The sequence below is a fragment of the Cronobacter malonaticus LMG 23826 genome (assembly GCF_001277215.2).
Classification (GTDB): domain Bacteria; phylum Pseudomonadota; class Gammaproteobacteria; order Enterobacterales; family Enterobacteriaceae; genus Cronobacter; species Cronobacter malonaticus.
The window spans coordinates 3,082,054-3,102,059 of record NZ_CP013940.1 but is presented as its reverse complement, the minus strand read 5'-3'; the positions used below and the strand labels follow the sequence as shown (position 1 = coordinate 3,102,059).

General features: G+C 59.0%; 21 protein-coding genes. 14 read left to right on the top strand and 7 right to left on the bottom strand.

The window, feature by feature from the left end:
* Window positions 1–85 precede the first annotated feature (85 nt).
* Window positions 86–1,192 carry a DUF1615 domain-containing protein gene (locus AFK66_RS14595; protein WP_007781235.1) on the top strand — a complete coding sequence of 369 codons (1,107 nt, stop codon included), beginning with the start codon at window positions 86–88 and terminating at the stop codon, window positions 1,190–1,192.
* Here the strand turns inward: AFK66_RS14595 and AFK66_RS14590 are convergent.
* The gene (locus tag AFK66_RS14590) at window positions 1,189–1,494 is read right to left on the bottom strand and encodes a DUF2755 family protein (RefSeq protein WP_007703414.1); all 306 of its coding nucleotides are present in this window, start codon (window positions 1,492–1,494) and stop codon (window positions 1,189–1,191) included. The genes AFK66_RS14595 and AFK66_RS14590 overlap by 4 nt on opposite strands.
* Before the next feature lie 355 nt (window positions 1,495–1,849).
* On the opposite strand from AFK66_RS14590, the gene AFK66_RS14585 reads away from it, so the two are divergent.
* The gene (locus tag AFK66_RS14585; RefSeq protein WP_007781237.1) at window positions 1,850–2,065 is read left to right on the top strand and encodes a DUF2754 family protein; all 216 of its coding nucleotides are present in this window, start codon (window positions 1,850–1,852) and stop codon (window positions 2,063–2,065) included.
* 10 nt (window positions 2,066–2,075) lie between these two features.
* On the opposite strand, the gene ddlA is transcribed toward AFK66_RS14585, so the two are convergent.
* Window positions 2,076–3,176 (bottom strand): D-alanine--D-alanine ligase, encoded by a 1,101-nt coding sequence (gene ddlA, locus AFK66_RS14580; RefSeq protein WP_007781239.1) that lies wholly within the window; start codon window positions 3,174–3,176, stop codon window positions 2,076–2,078.
* A gap of 144 nt (window positions 3,177–3,320) precedes the next feature.
* Here ddlA and AFK66_RS14575 point away from each other — a divergent pair, with 144 nt between their 5' ends.
* The 4 genes from AFK66_RS14575 (at window position 3,321) to AFK66_RS14560 (ending at window position 7,935) form a co-directional block, all read left to right on the top strand.
* Window positions 3,321–4,022 carry an extensin-like domain-containing protein gene (locus AFK66_RS14575; RefSeq protein WP_007781240.1) on the top strand — a complete coding sequence of 234 codons (702 nt, stop codon included), beginning with the start codon at window positions 3,321–3,323 and terminating at the stop codon, window positions 4,020–4,022.
* A gap of 161 nt (window positions 4,023–4,183) precedes the next feature.
* Entirely contained in the window at window positions 4,184–5,377 is a 1,194-nt protein-coding gene (locus tag AFK66_RS14570) for a multidrug efflux MFS transporter (protein ID WP_004386851.1), read from the top strand.
* A 223-nt stretch (window positions 5,378–5,600) separates the two neighbouring features.
* Window positions 5,601–5,861: an anti-adapter protein IraP gene (iraP, locus tag AFK66_RS14565; protein WP_004386850.1), complete on the top strand. Its 261-nt coding sequence runs from the start codon at window positions 5,601–5,603 to the stop codon at window positions 5,859–5,861.
* A gap of 655 nt (window positions 5,862–6,516) precedes the next feature.
* Window positions 6,517–7,935, top strand: coding sequence for a sugar porter family MFS transporter (locus AFK66_RS14560; protein WP_007781247.1), 1,419 nt, complete (start codon window positions 6,517–6,519; stop codon window positions 7,933–7,935).
* A gap of 36 nt (window positions 7,936–7,971) precedes the next feature.
* On the opposite strand, the gene proC is transcribed toward AFK66_RS14560, so the two are convergent.
* A complete protein-coding gene (proC, locus tag AFK66_RS14555; RefSeq protein ID WP_007781250.1) occupies window positions 7,972–8,781 on the bottom strand; it encodes a pyrroline-5-carboxylate reductase in 810 nt (269 codons plus the stop codon).
* A 111-nt stretch (window positions 8,782–8,892) separates the two neighbouring features.
* Here proC and AFK66_RS14550 point away from each other — a divergent pair, with 111 nt between their 5' ends.
* From AFK66_RS14550 to AFK66_RS14540, 3 genes are read left to right on the top strand one after another with little or no spacing between them, the layout of a single operon-like run.
* Window positions 8,893–9,408 (top strand): hypothetical protein, encoded by a 516-nt coding sequence (locus AFK66_RS14550; protein WP_007781253.1) that lies wholly within the window; start codon window positions 8,893–8,895, stop codon window positions 9,406–9,408.
* A gap of 9 nt (window positions 9,409–9,417) precedes the next feature.
* Window positions 9,418–9,873 carry a DUF421 domain-containing protein gene (locus AFK66_RS14545; RefSeq protein ID WP_023899266.1) on the top strand — a complete coding sequence of 152 codons (456 nt, stop codon included), beginning with the start codon at window positions 9,418–9,420 and terminating at the stop codon, window positions 9,871–9,873.
* Window positions 9,873–10,328 (top strand): YaiI/YqxD family protein, encoded by a 456-nt coding sequence (locus tag AFK66_RS14540; protein WP_007703490.1) that lies wholly within the window; start codon window positions 9,873–9,875, stop codon window positions 10,326–10,328. The genes AFK66_RS14545 and AFK66_RS14540 overlap by 1 nt, the downstream gene beginning before the upstream one ends.
* On the opposite strand, the gene AFK66_RS14535 is transcribed toward AFK66_RS14540, so the two are convergent.
* The gene (locus AFK66_RS14535; RefSeq protein ID WP_007781259.1) at window positions 10,325–11,101 is read right to left on the bottom strand and encodes a DUF2076 domain-containing protein; all 777 of its coding nucleotides are present in this window, start codon (window positions 11,099–11,101) and stop codon (window positions 10,325–10,327) included. The two genes, AFK66_RS14540 and AFK66_RS14535, sit on opposite strands and share 4 nt — an antisense overlap.
* A 361-nt stretch (window positions 11,102–11,462) precedes the next feature.
* Between AFK66_RS14535 and aroL the strand changes: the two genes are divergently transcribed.
* The 4 genes from aroL (at window position 11,463) to ppnP (ending at window position 13,536) form a co-directional block, all read left to right on the top strand.
* A complete protein-coding gene (gene aroL / locus AFK66_RS14530; RefSeq protein WP_007781265.1) occupies window positions 11,463–11,987 on the top strand; it encodes a shikimate kinase AroL in 525 nt (174 codons plus the stop codon).
* Between the two features lie 52 nt (window positions 11,988–12,039).
* Complete coding sequence (locus AFK66_RS14525; RefSeq protein WP_007781267.1) at window positions 12,040–12,231, top strand: YaiA family protein; 192 nt, start codon at window positions 12,040–12,042, stop codon at window positions 12,229–12,231.
* 259 nt (window positions 12,232–12,490) lie between these two features.
* Window positions 12,491–13,168 (top strand): AroM family protein, encoded by a 678-nt coding sequence (locus AFK66_RS14520; protein ID WP_032972775.1) that lies wholly within the window; start codon window positions 12,491–12,493, stop codon window positions 13,166–13,168.
* A gap of 83 nt (window positions 13,169–13,251) precedes the next feature.
* Window positions 13,252–13,536 (top strand): pyrimidine/purine nucleoside phosphorylase, encoded by a 285-nt coding sequence (ppnP, locus tag AFK66_RS14515; RefSeq protein WP_007781270.1) that lies wholly within the window; start codon window positions 13,252–13,254, stop codon window positions 13,534–13,536.
* Between the two features lie 33 nt (window positions 13,537–13,569).
* Here the strand turns inward: ppnP and rdgC are convergent, their stop codons facing one another.
* Window positions 13,570–14,481: a recombination-associated protein RdgC gene (rdgC, locus tag AFK66_RS14510; protein WP_004386837.1), complete on the bottom strand. Its 912-nt coding sequence runs from the start codon at window positions 14,479–14,481 to the stop codon at window positions 13,570–13,572.
* A 126-nt stretch (window positions 14,482–14,607) separates the two neighbouring features.
* On the opposite strand from rdgC, the gene mak reads away from it, so the two are divergent.
* Window positions 14,608–15,519, top strand: a complete 912-nt coding sequence (mak, locus tag AFK66_RS14505) for a fructokinase (protein ID WP_007781274.1) — start codon at window positions 14,608–14,610, stop codon at window positions 15,517–15,519.
* Between the two features lie 39 nt (window positions 15,520–15,558).
* On the opposite strand, the gene sbcC is transcribed toward mak, so the two are convergent.
* Together sbcC and sbcD are read right to left on the bottom strand one after the other, a co-directional pair.
* A complete protein-coding gene (gene sbcC / locus AFK66_RS14500) occupies window positions 15,559–18,708 on the bottom strand; it encodes an exonuclease subunit SbcC (protein WP_059223199.1) in 3,150 nt (1,049 codons plus the stop codon).
* Window positions 18,705–19,919, bottom strand: coding sequence for an exonuclease subunit SbcD (gene sbcD, locus AFK66_RS14495; protein WP_032983428.1), 1,215 nt, complete (start codon window positions 19,917–19,919; stop codon window positions 18,705–18,707). The genes sbcC and sbcD overlap by 4 nt, the downstream gene beginning before the upstream one ends.
* Between the last annotated feature and the right edge of the window lie 87 nt (window positions 19,920–20,006).

Below are 20,006 nucleotides of genomic sequence, written 5' to 3'. Positions count from 1 at the left end.
CGCTGCGTCTTCGGAGCGATCCGCTTTTCGCGGCGGCAAAAACGTGGCAGGGTAAACGCCCTGAACCCAGCCAGACAGGATTATCATGGCCGCCACGTTTGCCTTGCCCACCCGTTTTCGTCTTCTGACGCTTACCGCGCTGCTCACGCTTGCAGGGTGTACCAGCCCGACCCCGACCACCGAAAAGGGCGCGAAACCGCTCGACGTGCGCGCCGTGGTGAAGCAAAAAATGCCGGCGAGCGTGAAAGATCGCGACGGCTGGGCGCGCGACATCGCCCGCGCGTTTGAGACGCAGAAGATTCCGGCAACCGAAGAAAACATCTGTTCGGTGCTGGCGGTGGCGGAGCAGGAGTCGAATTATCAGTCCGATCCGCAGGTGCCGGGGCTTGGCAAGATAGCCTGGAAGGAGATCGAGCGCCGCGCCGGTAAGCTGCACATTCCCGCCTTTGTGGTGCACACTGCGCTGCTTATCAAATCCCCGAACGGTAAAAGCTACAGCGAGCGGCTTGACAACGTGAAATCCGAGCGCGAACTGAGCGCCATTTTCGACGATTTCATCGGCATGGTGCCGCTTGGACAGACGCTGTTTGGCAACTTAAACCCGATACACACCGGCGGGCCGATGCAGGTCAGCATTGCGTTCGCCGAACAGCACGCGCGCGGCTATCCTTATGACATCGACGGCACGCTGCGCCAGGAGGTCTTTACCCGTCGCGGCGGGCTATGGTTTGGCATCTACCATCTGCTGAACTATCCGGTGGACTATTCACGTCCGCTCTATCGCTTCGCGGATTTCAACGCGGGCTGGTATGCGAGCCGCAACGCGGCATTCCAGAATGCCGTCAGTAAAGCGAGTGGTGTAAAACTGGCGCTCGATGGCGATTTGATCCGCTATGACACCAGCGAGCCGGGTGCAACCGAAAACGCGGTGCGCAAACTGGGCAGCCAGCTTGATATGAGCGATAGCGAAATCCATCGTGCGCTGGCGAAAGGGGATAGCGAGGATTTCAGCGACAGCAAAATCTATAAAAAGGTTTTTGCGCTCGCGGATAAACGCGCGGGCCGAACGCTGCCCCGCGAAATACTGCCTGGTATTCAACTGGAAAGCCCGAAGATCACGCGTCAACTCACCACGGCGTGGTTTGCGAAGCGTGTGGACGACCGTCGGGCACGCTGTATGAGTAAAGGTTAAAAGCGACGACGTCGTAGGCGGAAGAAAAACGCCATGACCATCGCAAAGACGCAGCCTGCGAGAAACGGCACCAGCGCAAAGATGGTGCCGACAGCCAGCCCCATTTTGATTTGCGGACGGCCGCTCTCCTGCATCTGCATGAGATTATCCAGAACGCCTGGCGCATGCACCACGACATTCAGAAGTTGCGCGCCAACCCAGAAAGAGAACAGCACAAACAGCGCGTAGGCGAGGTTGCCAAGCGCGGTGGATCTTCCTGGTTTCCCGGCGATTATGGGTTTGGGTAACGATATCTCAGCCATACAGACCTCCGGGGTTTTACCTTCGTACTGACGTAACGCCAGGGTGCTACAGGGTGAAGTTTGGCAGGAGATTTTATTTGTCAATATCGGATTCGTGGTAATTTGGCGGGCAGATTACTCCTGAATGTCAAAATTATGTCGATTCTCACATTTCTGTAACTGCGTTAATAACTGGTTAACATTCAGACTTTTCTTGCTTCATTACACGCTATGACCGCTGCGCTTGCGAAAGTTTACTGGCGCTTTTAAACGTCTTTACGCGTAACCGTAATGCGCGTCACACCGCGCGACGCGGGCCACAGACAGCCATGACGGGATATGCGAAGATGGTTTTTTTGACGCTTTCGGAGCAACCATGCAACTCTCTGCCAAAATTCGCCGTGACTGGCACTATTACGCGGTCGCACTGGGCCTGATTTTTATTATGAACGGCGTGATTGGCCTGCTGGGATTTGAGGCGAAAGGCTGGCAAACCTATGCGGTGGGGCTGGTGACGTGGGTTATCTGCTTCTGGATTGCGGGTTTTATTATCCGCCGTCGCCCGGAAGCACCGAACGCGGCGGAAGAGTAATGTTTAGAGCTTAGCCGGTGATAGAGCTTTTCAGCGCCGCATCGGCCTGGTGGCGCTCCAGCGCCAGTTCAATCAGGCGGGTAATCAATTCCTGGTAACCAATGCCGCTCGCCTGCCACAGCTTCGGATACATGCTGATATTGGTAAAGCCCGGCAGGGTGTTGATCTCATTAATGATCACCTCGTTGTCCGGCGTCAGGAACACGTCCACGCGCGCAAGTCCGGCGCACTCCAGCGCCTGAAACGCGCGAATCGCGATAGCGCGGATCTTGTCATTCACGTCAGGCGCGATATCCGCAGGCACCACCACGCGGGCGGCCTGATCGTCGATGTATTTGGTGTCGTACGAGTAAAACTCGCTGCTCACCACGATTTCGCCGCAGGTACTCGCCTGCGGGGAATCGTTGCCGAGCACTGCGCACTCGATCTCACGGCCTTTGATGCCGGTTTCCACCACCACTTTATGGTCGAATTCAAATGCCAGCGCGACGGCGGCGTGATACTGCGCCTCGTCATTCACTTTACTGACGCCGACGGAAGATCCCTGGTTCGCGGGCTTCACAAACAGCGGCAGGCCGAGCTGCGCTTTCACGTCTTCAAAAGTGATGCGCTGGCGGTTGGCGCGGGTCAGCGTGATAAACGGCGCGACCGCAAGACCGGCATCGCGCAGCAGGCGTTTGGCGACGTCTTTATCCATGCTCACCGCCGAGCCGAGCACGCCGGAGCCGACAAACGGAATGTTCGCCATGCGCAGCATGCCTTGTAGCGAGCCGTCTTCGCCGAGCGTGCCGTGGACAATCGGGAAAATCACATCCAGCTGCGGCAGCGCCTGGCGGTTGTCCGATTCGATGAGTTGCTGCTGGCTGAGGCCCGGGATCAGCGCGACATTTTTTTCGGAGCGATGCAGGGCGATGCGCGCCGGATCTTCCGCGTTCAGCAGATAACGGGACGCGTCGTTCACATGCCACTGGCCCTGTTTATCAATGCCCAGCAGCACGACGTCGAATTTTTCTTTATCAATCGCATCGACGATATTTTTCGCCGACTGAAGCGACACCTCGTGCTCCGCTGATTTTCCGCCAAACACAATGCCCACGCGCAGTTTTGCCATTTTTACAACCCATCCTTAAAGCAGACGAAAGTCCACAACATAGCACGCCCGGCAGGCGGATTCATGTGGTTCGTGGCGCGCACAGGCGTGGTGCGGCGCACAGCGGTTATACTTTGATTTTGTGGCTGGTTTTCTGGCGGTGGCATGGCGAAAAAAGGGATAGCGATGGTAACAACCCTGGCGTTAACGGCGCTCGCAGGCGTCTGGCTGTATGACTATTTGCCCGCCTGGTATAACCCGTTCGCGCCGCTCTCGCCGCTTGACCCGCCGACGATGGTGACGCGCTACAAGCTGCGCCAGATGGCGAATAACCCGCAGGCGTGCCTGGCGCTGCTCGATGAAGCCCGTCAGCGGGATATGATCCAGTACCGCGTCCAGGCACCGACGCAGGGCGACTGCCCGCTGGCAGCCCCCGTGCGGGTGTTACGCTTCGGCGAGGTGAAACTCAGCAGCTCGTTTCTGGCAAGCTGTCCGCTGGCGCTCAGCAGCGCCATGTATGTACAGCAGCAGGCGAAGCCGATTAGCGCGTCGATGATGGGCAGCCCGCTGGTACGCATCGATCACTATGGCAGTTACGCCTGCCGCAATATTTATCACCGCGCTAATGCGCGCTTAAGCGAACACGCGACGGCGGACGCGCTGGACGTCAGCGCGTTTCGTTTCGCCAACGGCCAGCAGATAAGCGTGCTGAAAGGCTGGAAGGAGAGCGGCCCGCGTGGGGAGACGCTGCGCGCGCTGTTTGGCCAGAGCTGCCTTTACTTTGGCAATGCGCTCGGGCCGGACTACAACGCGGCTCACGCCAACCATTTTCACTTAGGCATGCGCGGTTTTGGCATTTGCCGCTAAGGATAATCGTCGGCCCAGGGCGCACTTTAGTGTGATAAATGTCACAAATGATTTTATATTAATAATAAGCGTCCAAAATATTACAGGCCGCACGCTTATGCACTGACACCGCGGCATATCCTGATACCCTGTGACATCATTGATTTAGACATAGCGCGCGTATGGAATCCTGGAAGGTTAATCTTATCTCCGTCTGGTTTGGCTGTTTTTTCACCGGTCTTGCGATCAGCCAAATCCTTCCGTTTCTGCCGCTTTATGTCGCCGAACTCGGCGTGCAATCGCACGAGGCGCTGTCGCTCTGGTCGGGGCTTACCTTCAGCGTCACGTTTCTGGTTTCCGCTATTGTCTCGCCGCTCTGGGGCAGCCTTGCCGACCGCAAAGGCCGCAAGCTGATGCTGCTGCGCGCCTCGCTGGGTATGGCGGTGGCGATTTTATTGCAGGCGTTCGCGACCAGCGTCTGGCAGCTTTTCGCGCTGCGCGCGCTGATGGGGCTGACCTCCGGCTATATTCCCAACGCGATGGCGCTCGTCGCCTCGCAGGTGCCGCGCGATCGCAGCGGCTGGGCGCTCAGCACACTTTCTACCGCGCAGATAAGCGGCGTAATCCTGGGGCCGCTGATGGGCGGTTTTCTCGCCGACAGCGTCGGGCTGCGCCCGGTATTCTTGATTACCGCGCTGCTGCTGATGATAAGTTTCGCGGTGACGCTGTTTCTGATTAAAGAGGGCGTGCGGCCCGCGCTTGCCAGAGGTGAACAACTGAGCGGCAAAGCGGTGTTCGCAAGCCTGCCTGCGCCGTGGCTGGTGCTGAGTCTGTTTATCACGACAATGGTTATTCAGCTCTCTAATGGCTCCATCAGCCCCATTCTGGCGCTGTTTATTAAGGAACTGACGCCAGACAGCAGCAATATCGCGTTTTTAAGCGGCATGATCGCAGCGGTGCCGGGCGTGTCAGCGTTGCTGAGCGCGCCGCGGCTCGGGCGGTTAGGCGATCGCATCGGCACCGCGCGGGTGTTGATGGCGACGCTCATTCTGGCGGTGGTGCTGTTTTTCGCGATGTCGTTTGTCACCTCGCCGATGCAGCTCGCGGTGCTGCGCTTTCTGCTCGGCTTCGCCGATGGCGCGATGTTCCCGGCGGTGCAGACGCTGCTGGTGAAATACTCCTCGGATAACGTTACCGGGCGTATCTTTGGCTATAACCAGTCGTTTATGTATCTCGGCAACGTGCTGGGGCCGCTGATGGGGGCGGGGATCTCCGCCGCGGCGGGCTATCGCTGGGTATTTATCGCTACAGCGCTGGTACTGTTAATTAACGTCTGGCAATTCGGTACGGCATTAAGAAAAAACGCACGCCGTTAATAATAACGTCGCTGTTATCAGCGTCATTAATTCCTGTTATGGCGGAGGAAAGATATTATTCTTTCTGCCGCCGCGATATTTTGCTGGTAAAACGTTTCGCTGACGACGATTTTTTGTCGCGCCGCACAAAACCGCGATGACAGAAAAAAAAGCGCTGGCGATCACTAGGCAACCTCAATCGGGAATGATAACTTCGTGGCAACAACTTCACGGGAAGACAGTTATGAAAAATCTTATAGCTGAACTACTGGTCAAGCTGGCGGAAAAGGAAGAAGAGTCCAAAGAGTTAGTGGCGCAGGTCGAGGCGCTGGAAATTGTCGTCACTGCGCTTTTGCGCCATCTGGATCCTAATACCCAGCAGACGCTGATTGCCAGTGTGGAAGGGGCGCTCGAAGGCGTTCAGCCTGAAAGCAACGTGCCGCAACGTGACACCGAATTGCTCCAGCAATACGTAAAGAAGCTGCTGCGGCACCCCCGAACCTGAGCGTATAGCGGGCGCGCCGCGTTATTATTCTGTCATCTGATTGTGTAATACTGACGCTCTCTTATCCGCAGGTACTTTTCGGCACCGCAGGGTCCTCTGCCGGAATAAACGTATTACCTGCGGATATTCCCATTTTATTCTTTGTGGTTGTGCGAGCCGTCGATAATACGCGGCTCTCTGCGCGCTGGCAGGATAATACTTTTTTCTTATTTCTGCACAGGGTTATTCCCGACGTGTTTTAACGCGGCAAGAAATATATTCTCTCCTGAGACAAATTCCATTATTGATAAGCGTTACGCGAGTCCGCATAACGCTTAGCGTCTTTTTAACAGCACGCGGGCGGGGGGGTTATCGGGCATGCGTCTCTGCGCATACCTGAGCGTGCGAACACAGACAGAAAGCTCTCTGATTGTCCATGAGATAAACGGCGGACAAAACGCCTGCTGTTCAAATTTTATCGCGTTACGTCACATTAATTCCCGCCATGCAGGGTTATCGCGCGAGGTGAAGCGATTTTTCGGTTTTATAACCTGCATCACAAAACGCAACGTCACAGCAAATTTATCCATATCTTCGCCGTTTCCCGCCTGACGATTTACCGGCGTTACCACTACCGTTATGGCAATGGCCGATTGCCTTTAACGGGAGAGAAAAGATGTCCTCGGTAAGTGAAGTCACGCCTGCTGTCAGCGCTCAGGAACGCAAAGCGCGTCGCATGAATCTGTTTGTTTCGGTTTCCGCCGCCGTCGCGGGTTTACTCTTTGGTCTCGATATCGGCGTCATCGCCGGGGCGCTGCCCTTTATCACCGATCACTTCAGCTTAAGCAGCCGCGCCCAGGAGTGGGTGGTGAGCAGCATGATGCTCGGTGCCGCGCTGGGTGCGCTGTTTAACGGCTGGCTCTCGTCGCGCCTCGGGCGTAAGTACAGCCTGCTGGCGGGCGCGGCGCTGTTTATTATCGGATCGCTCGGATCGGCGTTCGCCCATTCTCTGGAAGTATTGCTGGCCGCCCGTGTGATTTTAGGCGTGGCGGTCGGGATCGCCTCCTACACCGCGCCGCTCTACCTCTCAGAGATGGCCTCTGAGAAAGTGCGCGGCAAAATGATTAGCCTTTATCAACTGATGGTGACGCTCGGCATTCTGCTGGCGTTTCTTTCCGATACCGCGCTGAGCTACAGCGGCGGCTGGCGCGCCATGCTCGGCGTGCTGGCGCTGCCCGCCGTTATTCTGCTGGTGATGGTGGTGTTTTTGCCCAACAGCCCGCGCTGGCTTGCGGCCAAAGGCATGAACATCGAGGCGGAACGCGTGCTGCGCATGCTGCGCGATACCTCGGAAAAAGCGCGTGAGGAGCTCAATGAAATCCGTGAAAGCCTGAAGGTGAAGCAGGGCGGCTGGGCGCTCTTCACCGCCAACCGCAACGTGCGCCGCGCCGTGTTTCTCGGCATGCTGCTCCAGGCGATGCAGCAGTTTACCGGCATGAATATCATCATGTATTACGCGCCGAAAATCTTCCAGATGGCGGGGTTCGCCAGCACCGAAGAGCAGATGATCGCAACGGTCGTGGTGGGGCTGACCTTTATGCTCGCCACGTTTATCGCGGTGTTTACGGTGGATAAAGCGGGCCGCAAACCGGCGCTGAAAATCGGCTTTAGCGTCATGGCGCTTGGTACGCTGGTACTCGGCTACTGCCTGATGAAAGTCGATCACGGCGAAATATCTACCGGCATCTCCTGGCTTTCTGTTGGCATGACCATGATGTGTATCGCGGGTTACGCCATGAGCGCCGCGCCGGTGGTGTGGATCCTGTGCTCAGAAATCCAGCCGCTGAAATGCCGCGATTTCGGCGTCACCTGTTCGACCACCACCAACTGGGTGTCGAATATGATTATTGGTGCGACGTTTCTGACGCTTATCGACCATATCGGCGCGGCGGGCACCTTCTGGCTCTATACCGCGCTGAATCTGGTGTTTGTCGGCGTGACGTTCTGGCTTATCCCGGAAACCAAAAACGTCACGCTTGAACATATTGAAAAGAACCTGATGGCGGGCAAAAAGCTGCGCGATATCGGGCAGTAATCCAGTAAAAAGGGCTACCGAGGTAGCCCTTTCTTTTTAGCCCTTGCTGAGCTTTTCCGATTTGGCCATACACTGGGCCATCGCTTCAATCACCGCCGCGCGCATGCCGCGCTCTTCCAGCACCCGCACCGCTTCGATGGTCGTGCCGCCCGGCGAGCAGACCATATCTTTCAGCTCGCCTGGATGTTTGCCGGTTTCCAGCACCATTTTGGCCGAGCCCATCACCGCCTGGGCGGCGAATTTATACGCCTGCGCGCGCGGCATACCGCCAAGTACGGCGGCGTCGGCCATCGCTTCGATAAACATAAAGACATACGCAGGTGCCGAGCCGCTGACGCCCACCACCGGGTGAATCAGATACTCCGCCACCACTTCCGCCTCGCCAAAGCTTCGGAACATCGCGAGCACATCCCGGATTTCTTCCTCGCTGACCAGCGCGTTCGGCGTGATGGAGGTCATCCCGGCCTGCACCAGCGACGGCGTGTTCGGCATAGTGCGGATAATTTTTCGGTCGTGCCCAAGGACAGTCGCCAGCTGATCCAGCGTGATCCCGGCGGCGATGGAGACCACCAGCGAGTCTTTATTCAGGCTGGAGGCGATATCGCTCATGACTTTCAGCATGATGTTGGGCTTCACCGCGCCAAACACGATATCCGCGGCCTGGGCCACTTCCTGCGCGCTGGAGGCGGCATTGATACCAAACTCCTGCTTGAGTTCCTGCTGGCTCTCTTCCGATGGCGTATAGACCCAGACGTTTTCCGCCCGCGTCTGGCCGCTGGTGAGCAGGCCGCTGAGAATGGCCTTGCCCATATTGCCGCAACCGATAAAGCCTGTTTTCTTTTCCACAGTATTTCTCCGTTTTATCGCGTCCAGATTCACATGGCCTATAGCTTAACGCGCTTTCCGGCAATCCGGTAAGGCTTCGGCTACGCTTATCCTGAATCCGGGAGGTGGGGAATGGATAAGATCGTTTCTGACGAAGGGGCCAGCCGCGACACGCCGGTGCGTGAACATATGCATGCTCAGCGCATTGAGTGGCGTATCCAGCAGGGCGGCAACTGGCTGCTGTTTGCGATTGTCGCGATCGCGCTGCTGGGCGGTTTTTCTGACGGCTGGCTGAGCGAAACCTCGGCGACGAATCAGGAGAAAAGCCTGACGGTGGAGTATCAGCGTTTTCTGCGCGCCGAAAGCGACGAGCCTTTCGCGCTGCGCATTCAGGGGTCGAAAAATCAGCCGGTGACGGTCGCGTTCAGCGGCGATTTCCCCGATCGCTTCGTGCTGCAAACGCTCCAGCCACAGCCGGTAGTGACCCATACCGGTCAGCATTCACTGACGCTCACTTTTGCGCCGACGCCGGATGGCGCTCACGCCGTCTGGATAGTGACGCAACCGCAGTCGGCAGGGCGCGTTACCTCTACCGTGACGCTTGCCGGCGCGTCGCCGGTGCATCTGACCCAGTGGGTTTATCCATAGGAGAACATCATGGATAGCGTATTGCGCGCCGCAGGCATGTATTTCCTGCTGCTGGTAGTGTTGAAAATCGCCGGTCGCCGCACGTTGCTGGAGATGAACTCGTTTGATTTCGTGCTGCTGTTAATCATCAGCGAGGCCACTCAGCAGGCGCTGCTCGGTAACGACTTCTCCTTTACCGGTGCGGCGATCACCATCATCACGCTGATTGTGCTCGATATTCTGCTGAGCTATCTGAAAAACGCGTTTCCGCGACTCGATCTGCTGCTTGACGGATCGCCGCTGATCCTGGTGGAGAACGGCCGCCTGCTGACGGCTCGCATGAAAAAAGCGGGGATCTCGCGGGACGATATTTTAAGTTCGGCTCGCACCAGCCAGGGGATCGAGCGGCTGGAGGAGATAAAATTCGCCATCCTTGAGAAAAATGGCAAAATCTCCATTATTCCCGCCGACAATCAGGAGTCGTAATGCCAGTCTGGGTGGATGCCGATGCGTGTCCGAAAGTGATTAAAGAAGTGCTGTTCCGCGCCGCCGAGCGCACCGAAACGCCGGTGATTCTGGTGGCGAACCAGCCGCTGCGCGTGCCGCCGTCGAAGTTTATCCGCGCCCGCCAGGTGCCCGCCGGTTTTGACGTGGCGGATAACGAAATCGTGCGCTGCTGCGAGCCGGGCGATCTAGTGGTGACGGCAGATATTCCGCTTGCAGCGGAAGTGATAGCCAAAGGTGCGGTGGCGCTGAACCCGCGCGGCGAGCGCTACAGCGAGGCCACCATTCGCGAGCGTCTGACGATGCGCGACTTTATGGATACGCTGCGCGCCAGTGGCATCCAGACCGGCGGCCCGGATGCCTTAAGCCAGCGCGACCGTCAGCAATTCGCCGCTGAACTCGATAAGTGGCTCAGCGGCAAAAAACGCCAGGCTTAAACCCAGTTATCGTCATCACCGCCGAAATCGTCGCCGCCAAAGTCATCGCCCGCGAAATCGTTGTTCCAGTCTTCGTCGCTGCTGGCAGGCACGTAGTCGTTGCCGTTGTCCTGCTGCAGCCCGGCGTCCTGGTTCAGGAACTGGCTGTCATCCGCCTGGTTGTAATCTTCAACGGCGTTGACCGGGCTGTTATCCGCGGGTTGCGCCGGTTCGTTAATGATATTGACGATCTCCTCCGGCTGGTGGTGGCTGAACATGTTGGTCAGCATATTGCCAAGCACCACGCCGCCCGCCACGCCCGCGGCGGTTTGCAGTGCGCCCGCCATAAAGCCGCCGCCGCGTGGGGCGTTATTGTAATACTGGGGGGCAGCCTGCTGCGGGGCGTAGCCTGCCTGCGGCGCGCTCTGGTACTGCTGCGCGCCGGGGATGGGATCGGAGCCGCGCGGTGTAGCCTGCGGGCGCGGGGCTTCCGGCTCGCTCTTGTTGCCGCCAAAAAGGCCAGCCAGGAAACCGCCGCTGCTCTGCTGGCGGCTCGCCGACTGTTTGAGTTGCGCCACTTCCGCTTCGAGCGCCTGAATACGGCCGTTAAGCTGTTTCATGGCCGCTTCCTGAATAAGAATGGTTTGCGCCATGTAGTAGGCGGCGCCTGGCTGGTTGCGCATATGCTGCTCAATCCAGCGTTCAGCGTCCGCATCGCGCGGCGCGCTGTTTTCACCGGCGGCTTTGAGTCGGTCAAAAAGCCCGTCAATCAGACGTTGCTCTTCAGATTGCATGATTCATCCCTCTGTCATTGAACGCGTCAATAGTTAAGTCTGGAGAAAAATCGGCGCTTGTAAATATCCGGCGCGTAAAGGAAATAAGAAATATGTAACCGGGTGCGGCGGACGGCGGGGTTGTGTTGTGCGTGTCCTTTCAAGTATGGTGGGCGCGCCTGGCGAATACTCGCCGGTGGTATCGTGGCTTTACACCCTTAAGACGGAAGAAGGGTTGTCCTGCGCGGGGTGCTGTTCAGCCCAAACCTTTTTGTAAGTTTAAATTTACGCCTGTCTTGTGTACTAGTTTGTTGTTAAACTCACGGCTTACGGCCTGCTGTCTAATCCTTTCTCCGCTGGCGGAAGGTGAGGTAATCCATCCATGAATCAACCCATTTATTTAGTCGGCGCGCGCGGCTGCGGAAAAACTACTACCGGCGAGGCGCTGGCTCGTGCGCTGGCGTACGGCTTTGCCGATACCGATCGCTGGCTGCTGGAGCAGACGCAGATGACGGTCGCCGAGGTGGTGGAGAGAGAGGGCTGGCCGGGCTTTCGCGCCCGTGAAAGCAAGGCGTTGCAGGCGGTTACCGCGCCCGCGACGGTCGTGGCCACCGGCGGCGGCATGGTGCTGCGTGACGAGAACCGCGAGTTTATGCGCGCGCATGGCGTGGTGATTTATCTTAACGTGCCGGTCGATGTGCTGGCGCAGCGGCTTGAAGCCTTTCCGGAAGCAGGGCAGCGCCCGACGCTCACCGGCAAACCGATGACGGAAGAGATAGCTGACGTGCTGGCAGTGCGCGACGCGCTCTATCGCGAGTGCGCCCACCACGTGATTGATGCCGCCGACGCGCCTGCGGTCATTGTTTCCCGTATTATTGACGCACTGCAGGTTGCGCACGCCAGCTAACCGCCGGGATTGTCTATACTTAACGCTTCTGACCGAAAAACAAGGAAGCGCTATGCCGACCAGACCCCCTTATCCGCGCGAGGCGCGCGTGGTTCCCGTTGAAAAAGGCGTGCCGGGAAAAACCGTGACCACCTATCAGTTACGTGCCGATCATCCCGAGCCGGATTCGCTTATCAGCGAGCACCCTACCGAGCATGAAGCGCTGGACGCCAAGCGCCGTTACGAAGACCCGGACAAATCCTGATCCTGACCGGCGGAAAGCGCACGCGTCGCGCTGCGCTTTCCGCCACTCCGAAAAAGCGTCGCTGCCGCTTTGCATCACACCTTTCATCCAAACCTAATGTTAACGATACGTTATGATTATTGTTGAGCGGCAGCTGGCTTTTTTCTGCGGACTTTACCCGGAAGCTGCTACGCTTTGTGATCCATCTTTCGCTTGCGCTCAAGTTATGGGTGAAAGGTGTCGTTAACTGTTTGAGAGGCTGTAAACCAAGGCGATAAAAATGCGTGCGACTCTGGCCATACTTACCATCGGCGTAGTGCCCGTCAGTGAGATTCTCCCGCTGTTAACCGAACATATCGATGAGCAGCACATCACCCATATCAGTCTCATGGGGAAACTGTCGCGCGCCGAGGCGATGGAAGATTATGGTGCGTCAGGGAGTGAGGAGACGATCATCACTATGCTCGCCGACGGTGAAAAAGCGACGGTTTCAAAAGCCAAAACCGAAAGGGCGTTGCAAAGCGTTATCGAAGTGCTCGATAACCAGGGCTATGACGTTATCTTACTGATGAGCACGCAGCGTTTTTCCGGCCTGCGCGCGCGCAACGCGATGCTGCTGGAGCCGGATCGCATTATTCCGCCGCTGGTCGCCTCGATTGTCGACGGTCATCAGGTTGGGATCATTTTACCTATCCCGGAGCTGATGCCTGCACAGGCGCAGAAATGGCAGGTGCTGGAAAATCCGCCGCTGTACACACTGGCGAACCCGTTTTACGGCACAGAAGATGAGCTGGTTAATGCCGGGCGCGATCTGCTGGCACAAGGAGTGGATGTGCTGTTGCTCGACTGCCTCGGTTTTCATCAAAAACACCGCGATCTGCTGCAAAAAGCGCTGGATGTACCGGTACTGCTCAGTAATGTCCTGGTGGCGCGTCTCGCTTCCGAACTGCTTGTCTGAGCCGTTGTCACAATTTACGTGACAGCGCTCCGGCTGGCCCTCTATATTGTTTTTCCAACCATTTTTTCAGTAAGGGCCTGCTTATGCTTCAGAGTAACGACTACTTTTCCGGTAAAGTGAAATCTATCGGCTTCACCAGCAGCAGCACGGGCCGCGCCAGTGTGGGCGTGATGGCGGAAGGGGAATACACGTTCGGCACCGCGCAGCCGGAAGAGATGACGGTGGTGAGCGGCGCGCTGCATGTTCTGTTGCCGGGCGAAACCGAATGGAAAACGTATGAAGCGGGGCAGGTATTCCACGTACCGGGGCATAGCGAGTTTCATCTGCAGGTCGCCGAGCCGACATCCTATCTCTGCCGCTACCTGTAAGCGCGTCGCCCCGGGCGGGACGACGCGAATGCATCAGCGTTGGGCTTCGCCGCCCAGCGCTTCCACTAAGTTCTGAATCAGCGCCGCCAGTTCGCCGGTCATCAGCGTGAAATCGGCGTCAAAGCGTTGCGCCACATCTTCACGCGCGATGTCGTCGTTCTGATCGCGAAGCTCATCGGCAAATTTCAGGCGCTTCAGCGAGCCGTCGTCGCACAGCATAAACTGCACGCGCTGCTGCCAGTCGAGCGCCAGTTTGGTGACCACTTTCCCTGCTTCGATATGCACCGCGATCTCGTCGCTCACCAGCTCCTGCTTTTTACAGCGGATCACGCCGCCATCTTCCAGAATGGCCTTAAGCTCCGCTTCATCCAGCAGCTGAAAACCCTGCGGCACGTTATTGGCGCGCACCCACTCGGTGAGCGTCAGCTCAATCGGGTTTTCCAGCGTCAGCGGCACCACCGGCAGCGAGCCGAGGCTTTTACGCAGCAGCGCCAGCGTATCTTCCGCTTTTTTGGCGCTGGCGCAGTCCACGACGATAAGCCCGCTGGTGGTATCGATCCACATCATGGTCTGGCTGAAGCGGCTGAAGGCGCGCGGCAGCAGCGAATGCAGCACTTCATCTTTCAGTGAATCTTTTTCCGTCTTTTTAAGCTTACGGCCCTGATCGGCCTCCAGACGGGCGATTTTCGCCTCCAGCGCCTGTTTGATTACCGGCGCTGGCAGAATTTTCTCTTCTTTGCGCGCGCAAATCACAATCTGGCCGTTGGCGGCGTGGGTAAGCGCGTCGCTGCCGCCGCCCATGGGCGGCACCCAGCCGGTTTTCGCCATATCCTGGCTGCCGCACGGGGTGAAGGTAAACGCAGCTAACTGTTTTTCCATCTCATCCGCACGCAGCGCGGCGTCGCGGTTTAAACGGTAAACCATTAAATTTTTGAACCACAGCATGTTAATTTCCACGGCCTGGTAGTTAAACGCAGCGGGCATGATAACGAATCAGCCGCGGCGTTTCATTGCCTTTCACGGACAGGTTATCTACTCTCCTGGTAAGTCATTGAATATGAGGAAGCAGACGTGCGTATTGGGATCGATTTAGGCGGCACCAAAACCGAAGTGATTGCGCTTGGCGACGACGGCGAGCAGCGTTTTCGCCACCGTGTGCCGACGCCGCGTGACGACTACCCGCAAACCATCGAAACCATAGCCGGTCTCGTTGAGCTTGCCGAAAAAGAGACCGGCGAGCGCGGCACTGTCGGCGTCGGCATTCCGGGCACGCTCTCGCCCTATACGGGCGTCGTTAAAAACGCCAACTCCACGTGGCTGAACGGTCAGGCGCTGGATAAAGACCTCAGCGCGCGGCTTTCTCGTGAGGTACGGCTCGCCAACGACGCTAACTGTTTTGCCGTGTCGGAGGCGGTCGACGGCGCGGCGAAGGGCGCGCAGACCGTCTTTGCGGTCATCATCGGCACCGGATGCGGCTCCGGCATTGCGCTGGGCGGCATGAGCCATATCGGGGCCAACGGCAACGCGGGCGAGTGGGGCCATAATCCGCTGCCGTGGATGGATGAAGACGAACTGCGCTACCGTGAAGAAGTACCGTGCTACTGCGGCAAGCAGGGCTGTATCGAAACCTTTATCTCCGGCACGGGCTTTGCGACCGACTATCATCGCTTAAGCGGCCAGCCGCTCAAGGGCAGCGAAATCATCCGGCTGGTAGAGGCCCAGGACGTGCTGGCGGAGCTTGCGCTCAGCCGCTACGAGATGCGGCTTGCGAAATCGCTGGCGCATATCGTCAATATTCTCGACCCGGATGTGATTGTGCTGGGAGGTGGTATGAGCAATGTTGACCGGCTTTATAAAACCGTGCCGCCGCTGATGAAACACTGGGTGTTCGGCGGCGAGTGCGAAACGCCGGTGCGCAAAGCGGCGCATGGCGATTCGAGCGGCGTGCGCGGCGCAGCGTGGCTCTGGCCGGTAGTGCGTTAATAAAAAGAAAGGGGCACCATGCCCCCTTTTTTATTGGCCTTAATCGACCTGATACTCGCGCGCCAGGCGGCTCACGCCAAGGCCGTTAATCTTTCTTACTTTGATCTGCACCGGGATACGCTCTTTCATCGCCTCCACGTGGCTGATAACGCCGATGGTTTTGCCGCTGGCGTTCAGCGCGTCGAGGGCATCCAGCGCCGTATCGAGCGTCTGGGCGTCCAGCGTGCCGAAACCCTCATCCAGAAACAGCGAATCGATGCGGGTTTTATGGCTCACCAGATCTGAGAGCGCCAGCGCCAGCGCGAGACTCACCAGGAAGCTTTCGCCGCCGGAGAGCGTGCGGGTGTCGCGCACCGCGTCCGCCTGCCAGGTGTCCACCACTTCCAGCTCCAGATCTTCGCTCAGCTTGCGTTTAAGCAGGTAGCGGCCATGCAGGCGCGCTAACTGGTTATTGGCCAGCCATACCAGATTATCCAGCGTCAGCCCCTGTGCGAACTTACGGAATTTATCGCCTTTCTGCGAGCCGACCAGATGGTTGAGCTGGCCCCATTCGTCGGCCTCGCGCCTGGCTTCGTCAATCTGGCCAAGAAGTGCGGCGAGCTGAGTGCGGCTCTCTTCGTCCTGGCGCAACTGCTGGCGCAGCTCGCCCTGGCGCGTGGTGTTATCACGCAGTTGCTCTGTCACTGCCGTGAGCGCAGCTTCGCTCTGCTGTGCGTCAGCCGTGTCGTCCATGGCTTCCGGGCGCGCGCTCAGGTGGCGCTCCAGCGCCTGCTGCGCCTGTGCGAGCAGCGTGTGCTGCGTTTCACGCTCGCGCTCCAGCCGCTGTTTTTGGGCTTCAAGGTGGCTTCGGGTGGCGTCATCCAGCAGGGCGGCGAGAAACGCTGCTTTATCCGCAAACGGGCTTACGGCGAGCGCTGCGTCAAATGCCTGCACCGCATTCTGGTAGCGCGCGCGCTCCTGCAGAAGCTGCGCGCCGAGTGTCTGCCACTGCGCTTCCAGCGATAAACAGCGCGTATGGATCTCCTGGCCCGCGCGCGGTAGTTCGTCTGCTGCGAGTGACGCCGCCTGCGCGTCGCCCTCCTGTGGCAACAGGCTCAGCAGCGCTTCACAGGCGGAAAGCTGTTCACGCAGGCGTTGCTGGCGTTCGTGATACTGCTGCCAGCGGCGCGTCTCTTCTTCACGTTCGGCGAACCACGGCGCAGGGTTGTCGGCATCCGGCGCGGGCAGGGCGAAGGCGTCAAGCTGGTCGCGCAGCGCCGCCTGCTGCGTCTGCCAGGCCGCTTCCAGCGACGTGACCTGACGCTGCGTGCCTTCAAGCGTGGCCTCCAGCATCTGACGCTCGCGCAGCAGGTGCAACTGCTGTTCGCGGCGGGTCTGTTCGTCAAGCCACGGGGTGAGATCGTCGCCTGGTGCCTGGGTGAGACCGGCCGCCGCACAGAGCGTCTGCCATTGTGAGGTGAGTGCTTGCTCTTCTTCCAGCAGGCTTGCCGCTTCGCTTTCCTGCTGCTGGCGCTGTTTCATCAGCGCGTCGAGCTGGCCGCGCAGCGCTGCGCCCTCGGTGCCGAGCTGCTCTTTCTCCTGCTCCAGTTGCGCAAGACGCAGGCGGCTCGCGTCAGGCTTCAGCGCCTGATACGCCTCCACGGCCGGGTGTTCGGTCGCGCCGCACAGCGGGCAGGGGCTGCCGGGTTGCAGGCGCGCGCGCTCTTCAACGAGGCTCGCGATACGCTGCTCCAGATCGCAGACCGCTTTCGCGCGCTCCACATCCTGTTGTTTAGTTTTGTAATCCTGACGCTTTTGCGCCAGCTGCTGCTCAAGCTGCTGGATCTGCGTTTGCAGGACGCTGTTCGTCTCCTGCAGGCGCGCTTTACGGCGCGTCAGGGGCGCAAAGGATGACTGGAGCGTTGAAAGCTTCTGGCGCAGCGGGCGCTGCTCGTTAAGCTGCGCCAGCGCCTGCGCGGCGTCCTCCGGCGAGAGCGCAAGCCCGGCGTCCGGCAGCGCGTCTCGCTTGCGGCGGGTGGCGTCGAGCGTCTCGTTCAGCGCGCGGAGCTGGTCGCGGTCGCGTTTTTGATGCGCCAGCACCGCGCGCCAGCCTGCGAGCTCGCTGCTCCAGAGGCGAAAGCGGTCATGCTCCGTCAGCCACTGGCCGAGTTGCGTGAGTTCCGCCGTCTGCACCTGCGCCTGTTGCGCGGCGGCCTGGCGGATCTCCCGGCGGCGCTGCTGGCTTTCCTGTAAGCGAACGCTTACTTCTTCATGCTGGCGACCGGTGGCGGCAAGGGTGGTTTCCAGCTCCTGACAGCGCAGCCACGCCGGACGCAGTTTTTCCGCCGGTAGCGCCGCTTCAAGCCGCGCGAGATCCGGGGCGGCGGCCTGTAACGCCGCATCCGCCGCAGCCGCGGCCTGGCGTGCCGCGTCGAGCGCGCGGGCAAGCGCGGTGCGCTGCGTCAGCCACAGGTGCTCTTGCTGTAACTGGCGCTGGCGGGCAAGCAGCGTTTTTTCCTCGTCAGTAAGCGCCTGCAAACCTGTGGTTAAGCTTTCCCGCTGCGCTTCGTCCAGCAGCCGCACGCCCTGCGCCTGCGATTCGAGCTTCTCAAGCTGGCTGCGGGCCTCTTTATGCTGTTCGAAAATACGTGCCGAGACCTGGCCGTAGATTTCGGTACCGGTCAGTTCTTCCAGCAGTTCGGCACGCGCTTTGGCTTCGGCATTGAGAAACGCGGCGAACTGGCCCTGCGAGAGCATCATCGAACGGGTGAAACGGTCGTAATCGAGGCCCGTCAGCGCGGCAATTCTGTCGAGTTTGTCTTTGATTTTATCGGCGACGATTTTGCCGTCTTCGCAGCGCGCCAGCTCCACACGCGGGGCCTGTAAATTGCCATCCGGCTGGCCGCGCGCGCGGCTCTGGCTCCAGAAGGCGCGCCAGGCGACGCCTTTGACTTCAAACTCCACTTCCGCCAGACACTCGGCGGTGTCGCGCGTCATCAGGTCATTCTGGCTTTGCGACAGCGCGTTCAGGCGCGGCGTGCGGTGGTAGAGCGCAAGGCAGATGGCATCCAGCAGCGTGGTTTTGCCCGCGCCGGTCGGGCCGGTGATCGCGAACAGCCCGTTGCTCGCGAACGGTTCGGCGGTAAAGTCGATTTTCCATTCGCCTTTCAGCGAGTTCAGGTTTTTTAGCCGTAGAGTTAAGATTTTCATGCCTCATCCTCCTCGTGCAGGCTCTCCAGCGTGCGGGCGAAGAGCGTGCGCAGGCGCGCTTTCTCCGGCTCCTCAAACGCCTCCAGTTCAAGGCGTCGTTCAAACACCTCTTCCGGCCCCAGCTCGCTAAGCGTTTCGGTGCTGAGCGTGCCGAGCGCGCGCGCGCGCATTTCGCGGCTGCGGCGCAGCAGAACGACCTCCACCGGCAGGCTTTCGGTGAGCACGCTTATCTGGCGGTGCATATCATGCAGAAATTCAGCGGTGTCGATTTCGATATCGAGCCAGACTTTCGGCTCGTCCGGCGCGTCGCGCCACTGTTCGAGCTGCGCGGTAATGGACTCCAGGCTGCCTTTCAGCACCGCCAGCGGCTGGCTGACCGGCACCGGCAGGGCCGTGACGTCGCGCAGTTTGCCATCGGCAAACTCCACCAGATAAACGCTTTTCTCTTTGCCGGTTTCATCAAAGCTCAGCGCAATCGGCGAGCCGCTGTAGCGGATATGCTCGCAGCCCGCCACTTTCTGGGCGCGGTGAATATGCCCGAGCGCAATGTAATCGGCGGGGGGAAAGCGGTCTGCGGGGAAGGCGTCGAGCGTGCCTATATAAATGTCGCGTACCGCGTCACTTTTGGTTACGCCAACGGTGGTCAGATGGCCGGTCGCGATAATCGGCAGGTTACGCTCGCCGCGAAGCTGGCAGGCGGCCTCATAGCTCTGTTGATAGTGCAGGCTGATGGCCTCCAGCAGTTGCTGCTGCTTTTCACGGCCCGACTGCCCGCCAAGGCTTCGCAGCACGTCGCGCGGGCGCAAAAACGGCACCGGACAGAGCACCGCGCCAGGTTCGCCGTCGCGGCGGTATAAAAGCGTGGCCTGCGTTTCTGGCGTAAGCTGCGCGCTGGCGATAACGTGGGTATTGAGGCAGGCCAGCAGTTCGCGGGATTCATTGAGCGTCGCCACCGAATCGTGGTTGCCGCCGAGCACGATAAGCGGGCAGTTCGCCGCCTGGAGTTTGACCACAAAGCGGTTATAGAGCTCACGCGCATAGCTTGGCGGCGCGCCGGTATCGAAGATGTCGCCCGCGACGATAATCGCATCTACCTGATGCGCAACCGCTGCCTCCAGCAGCCAGTCGAGAAAGGCTTCATGTTCGGCGGCGCGGCTTTTGGCGTAAAAATTTTGACCAAGATGCCAGTCTGAGGTATGCAGAATACGCATGGGATGCCCTGTGGCGAAAAAGCGAGAAGGGGATTATAAACATCCAGTACGGCGGGTGTCCTGTTTCGTCGCGCCGCCGGGTTTAAC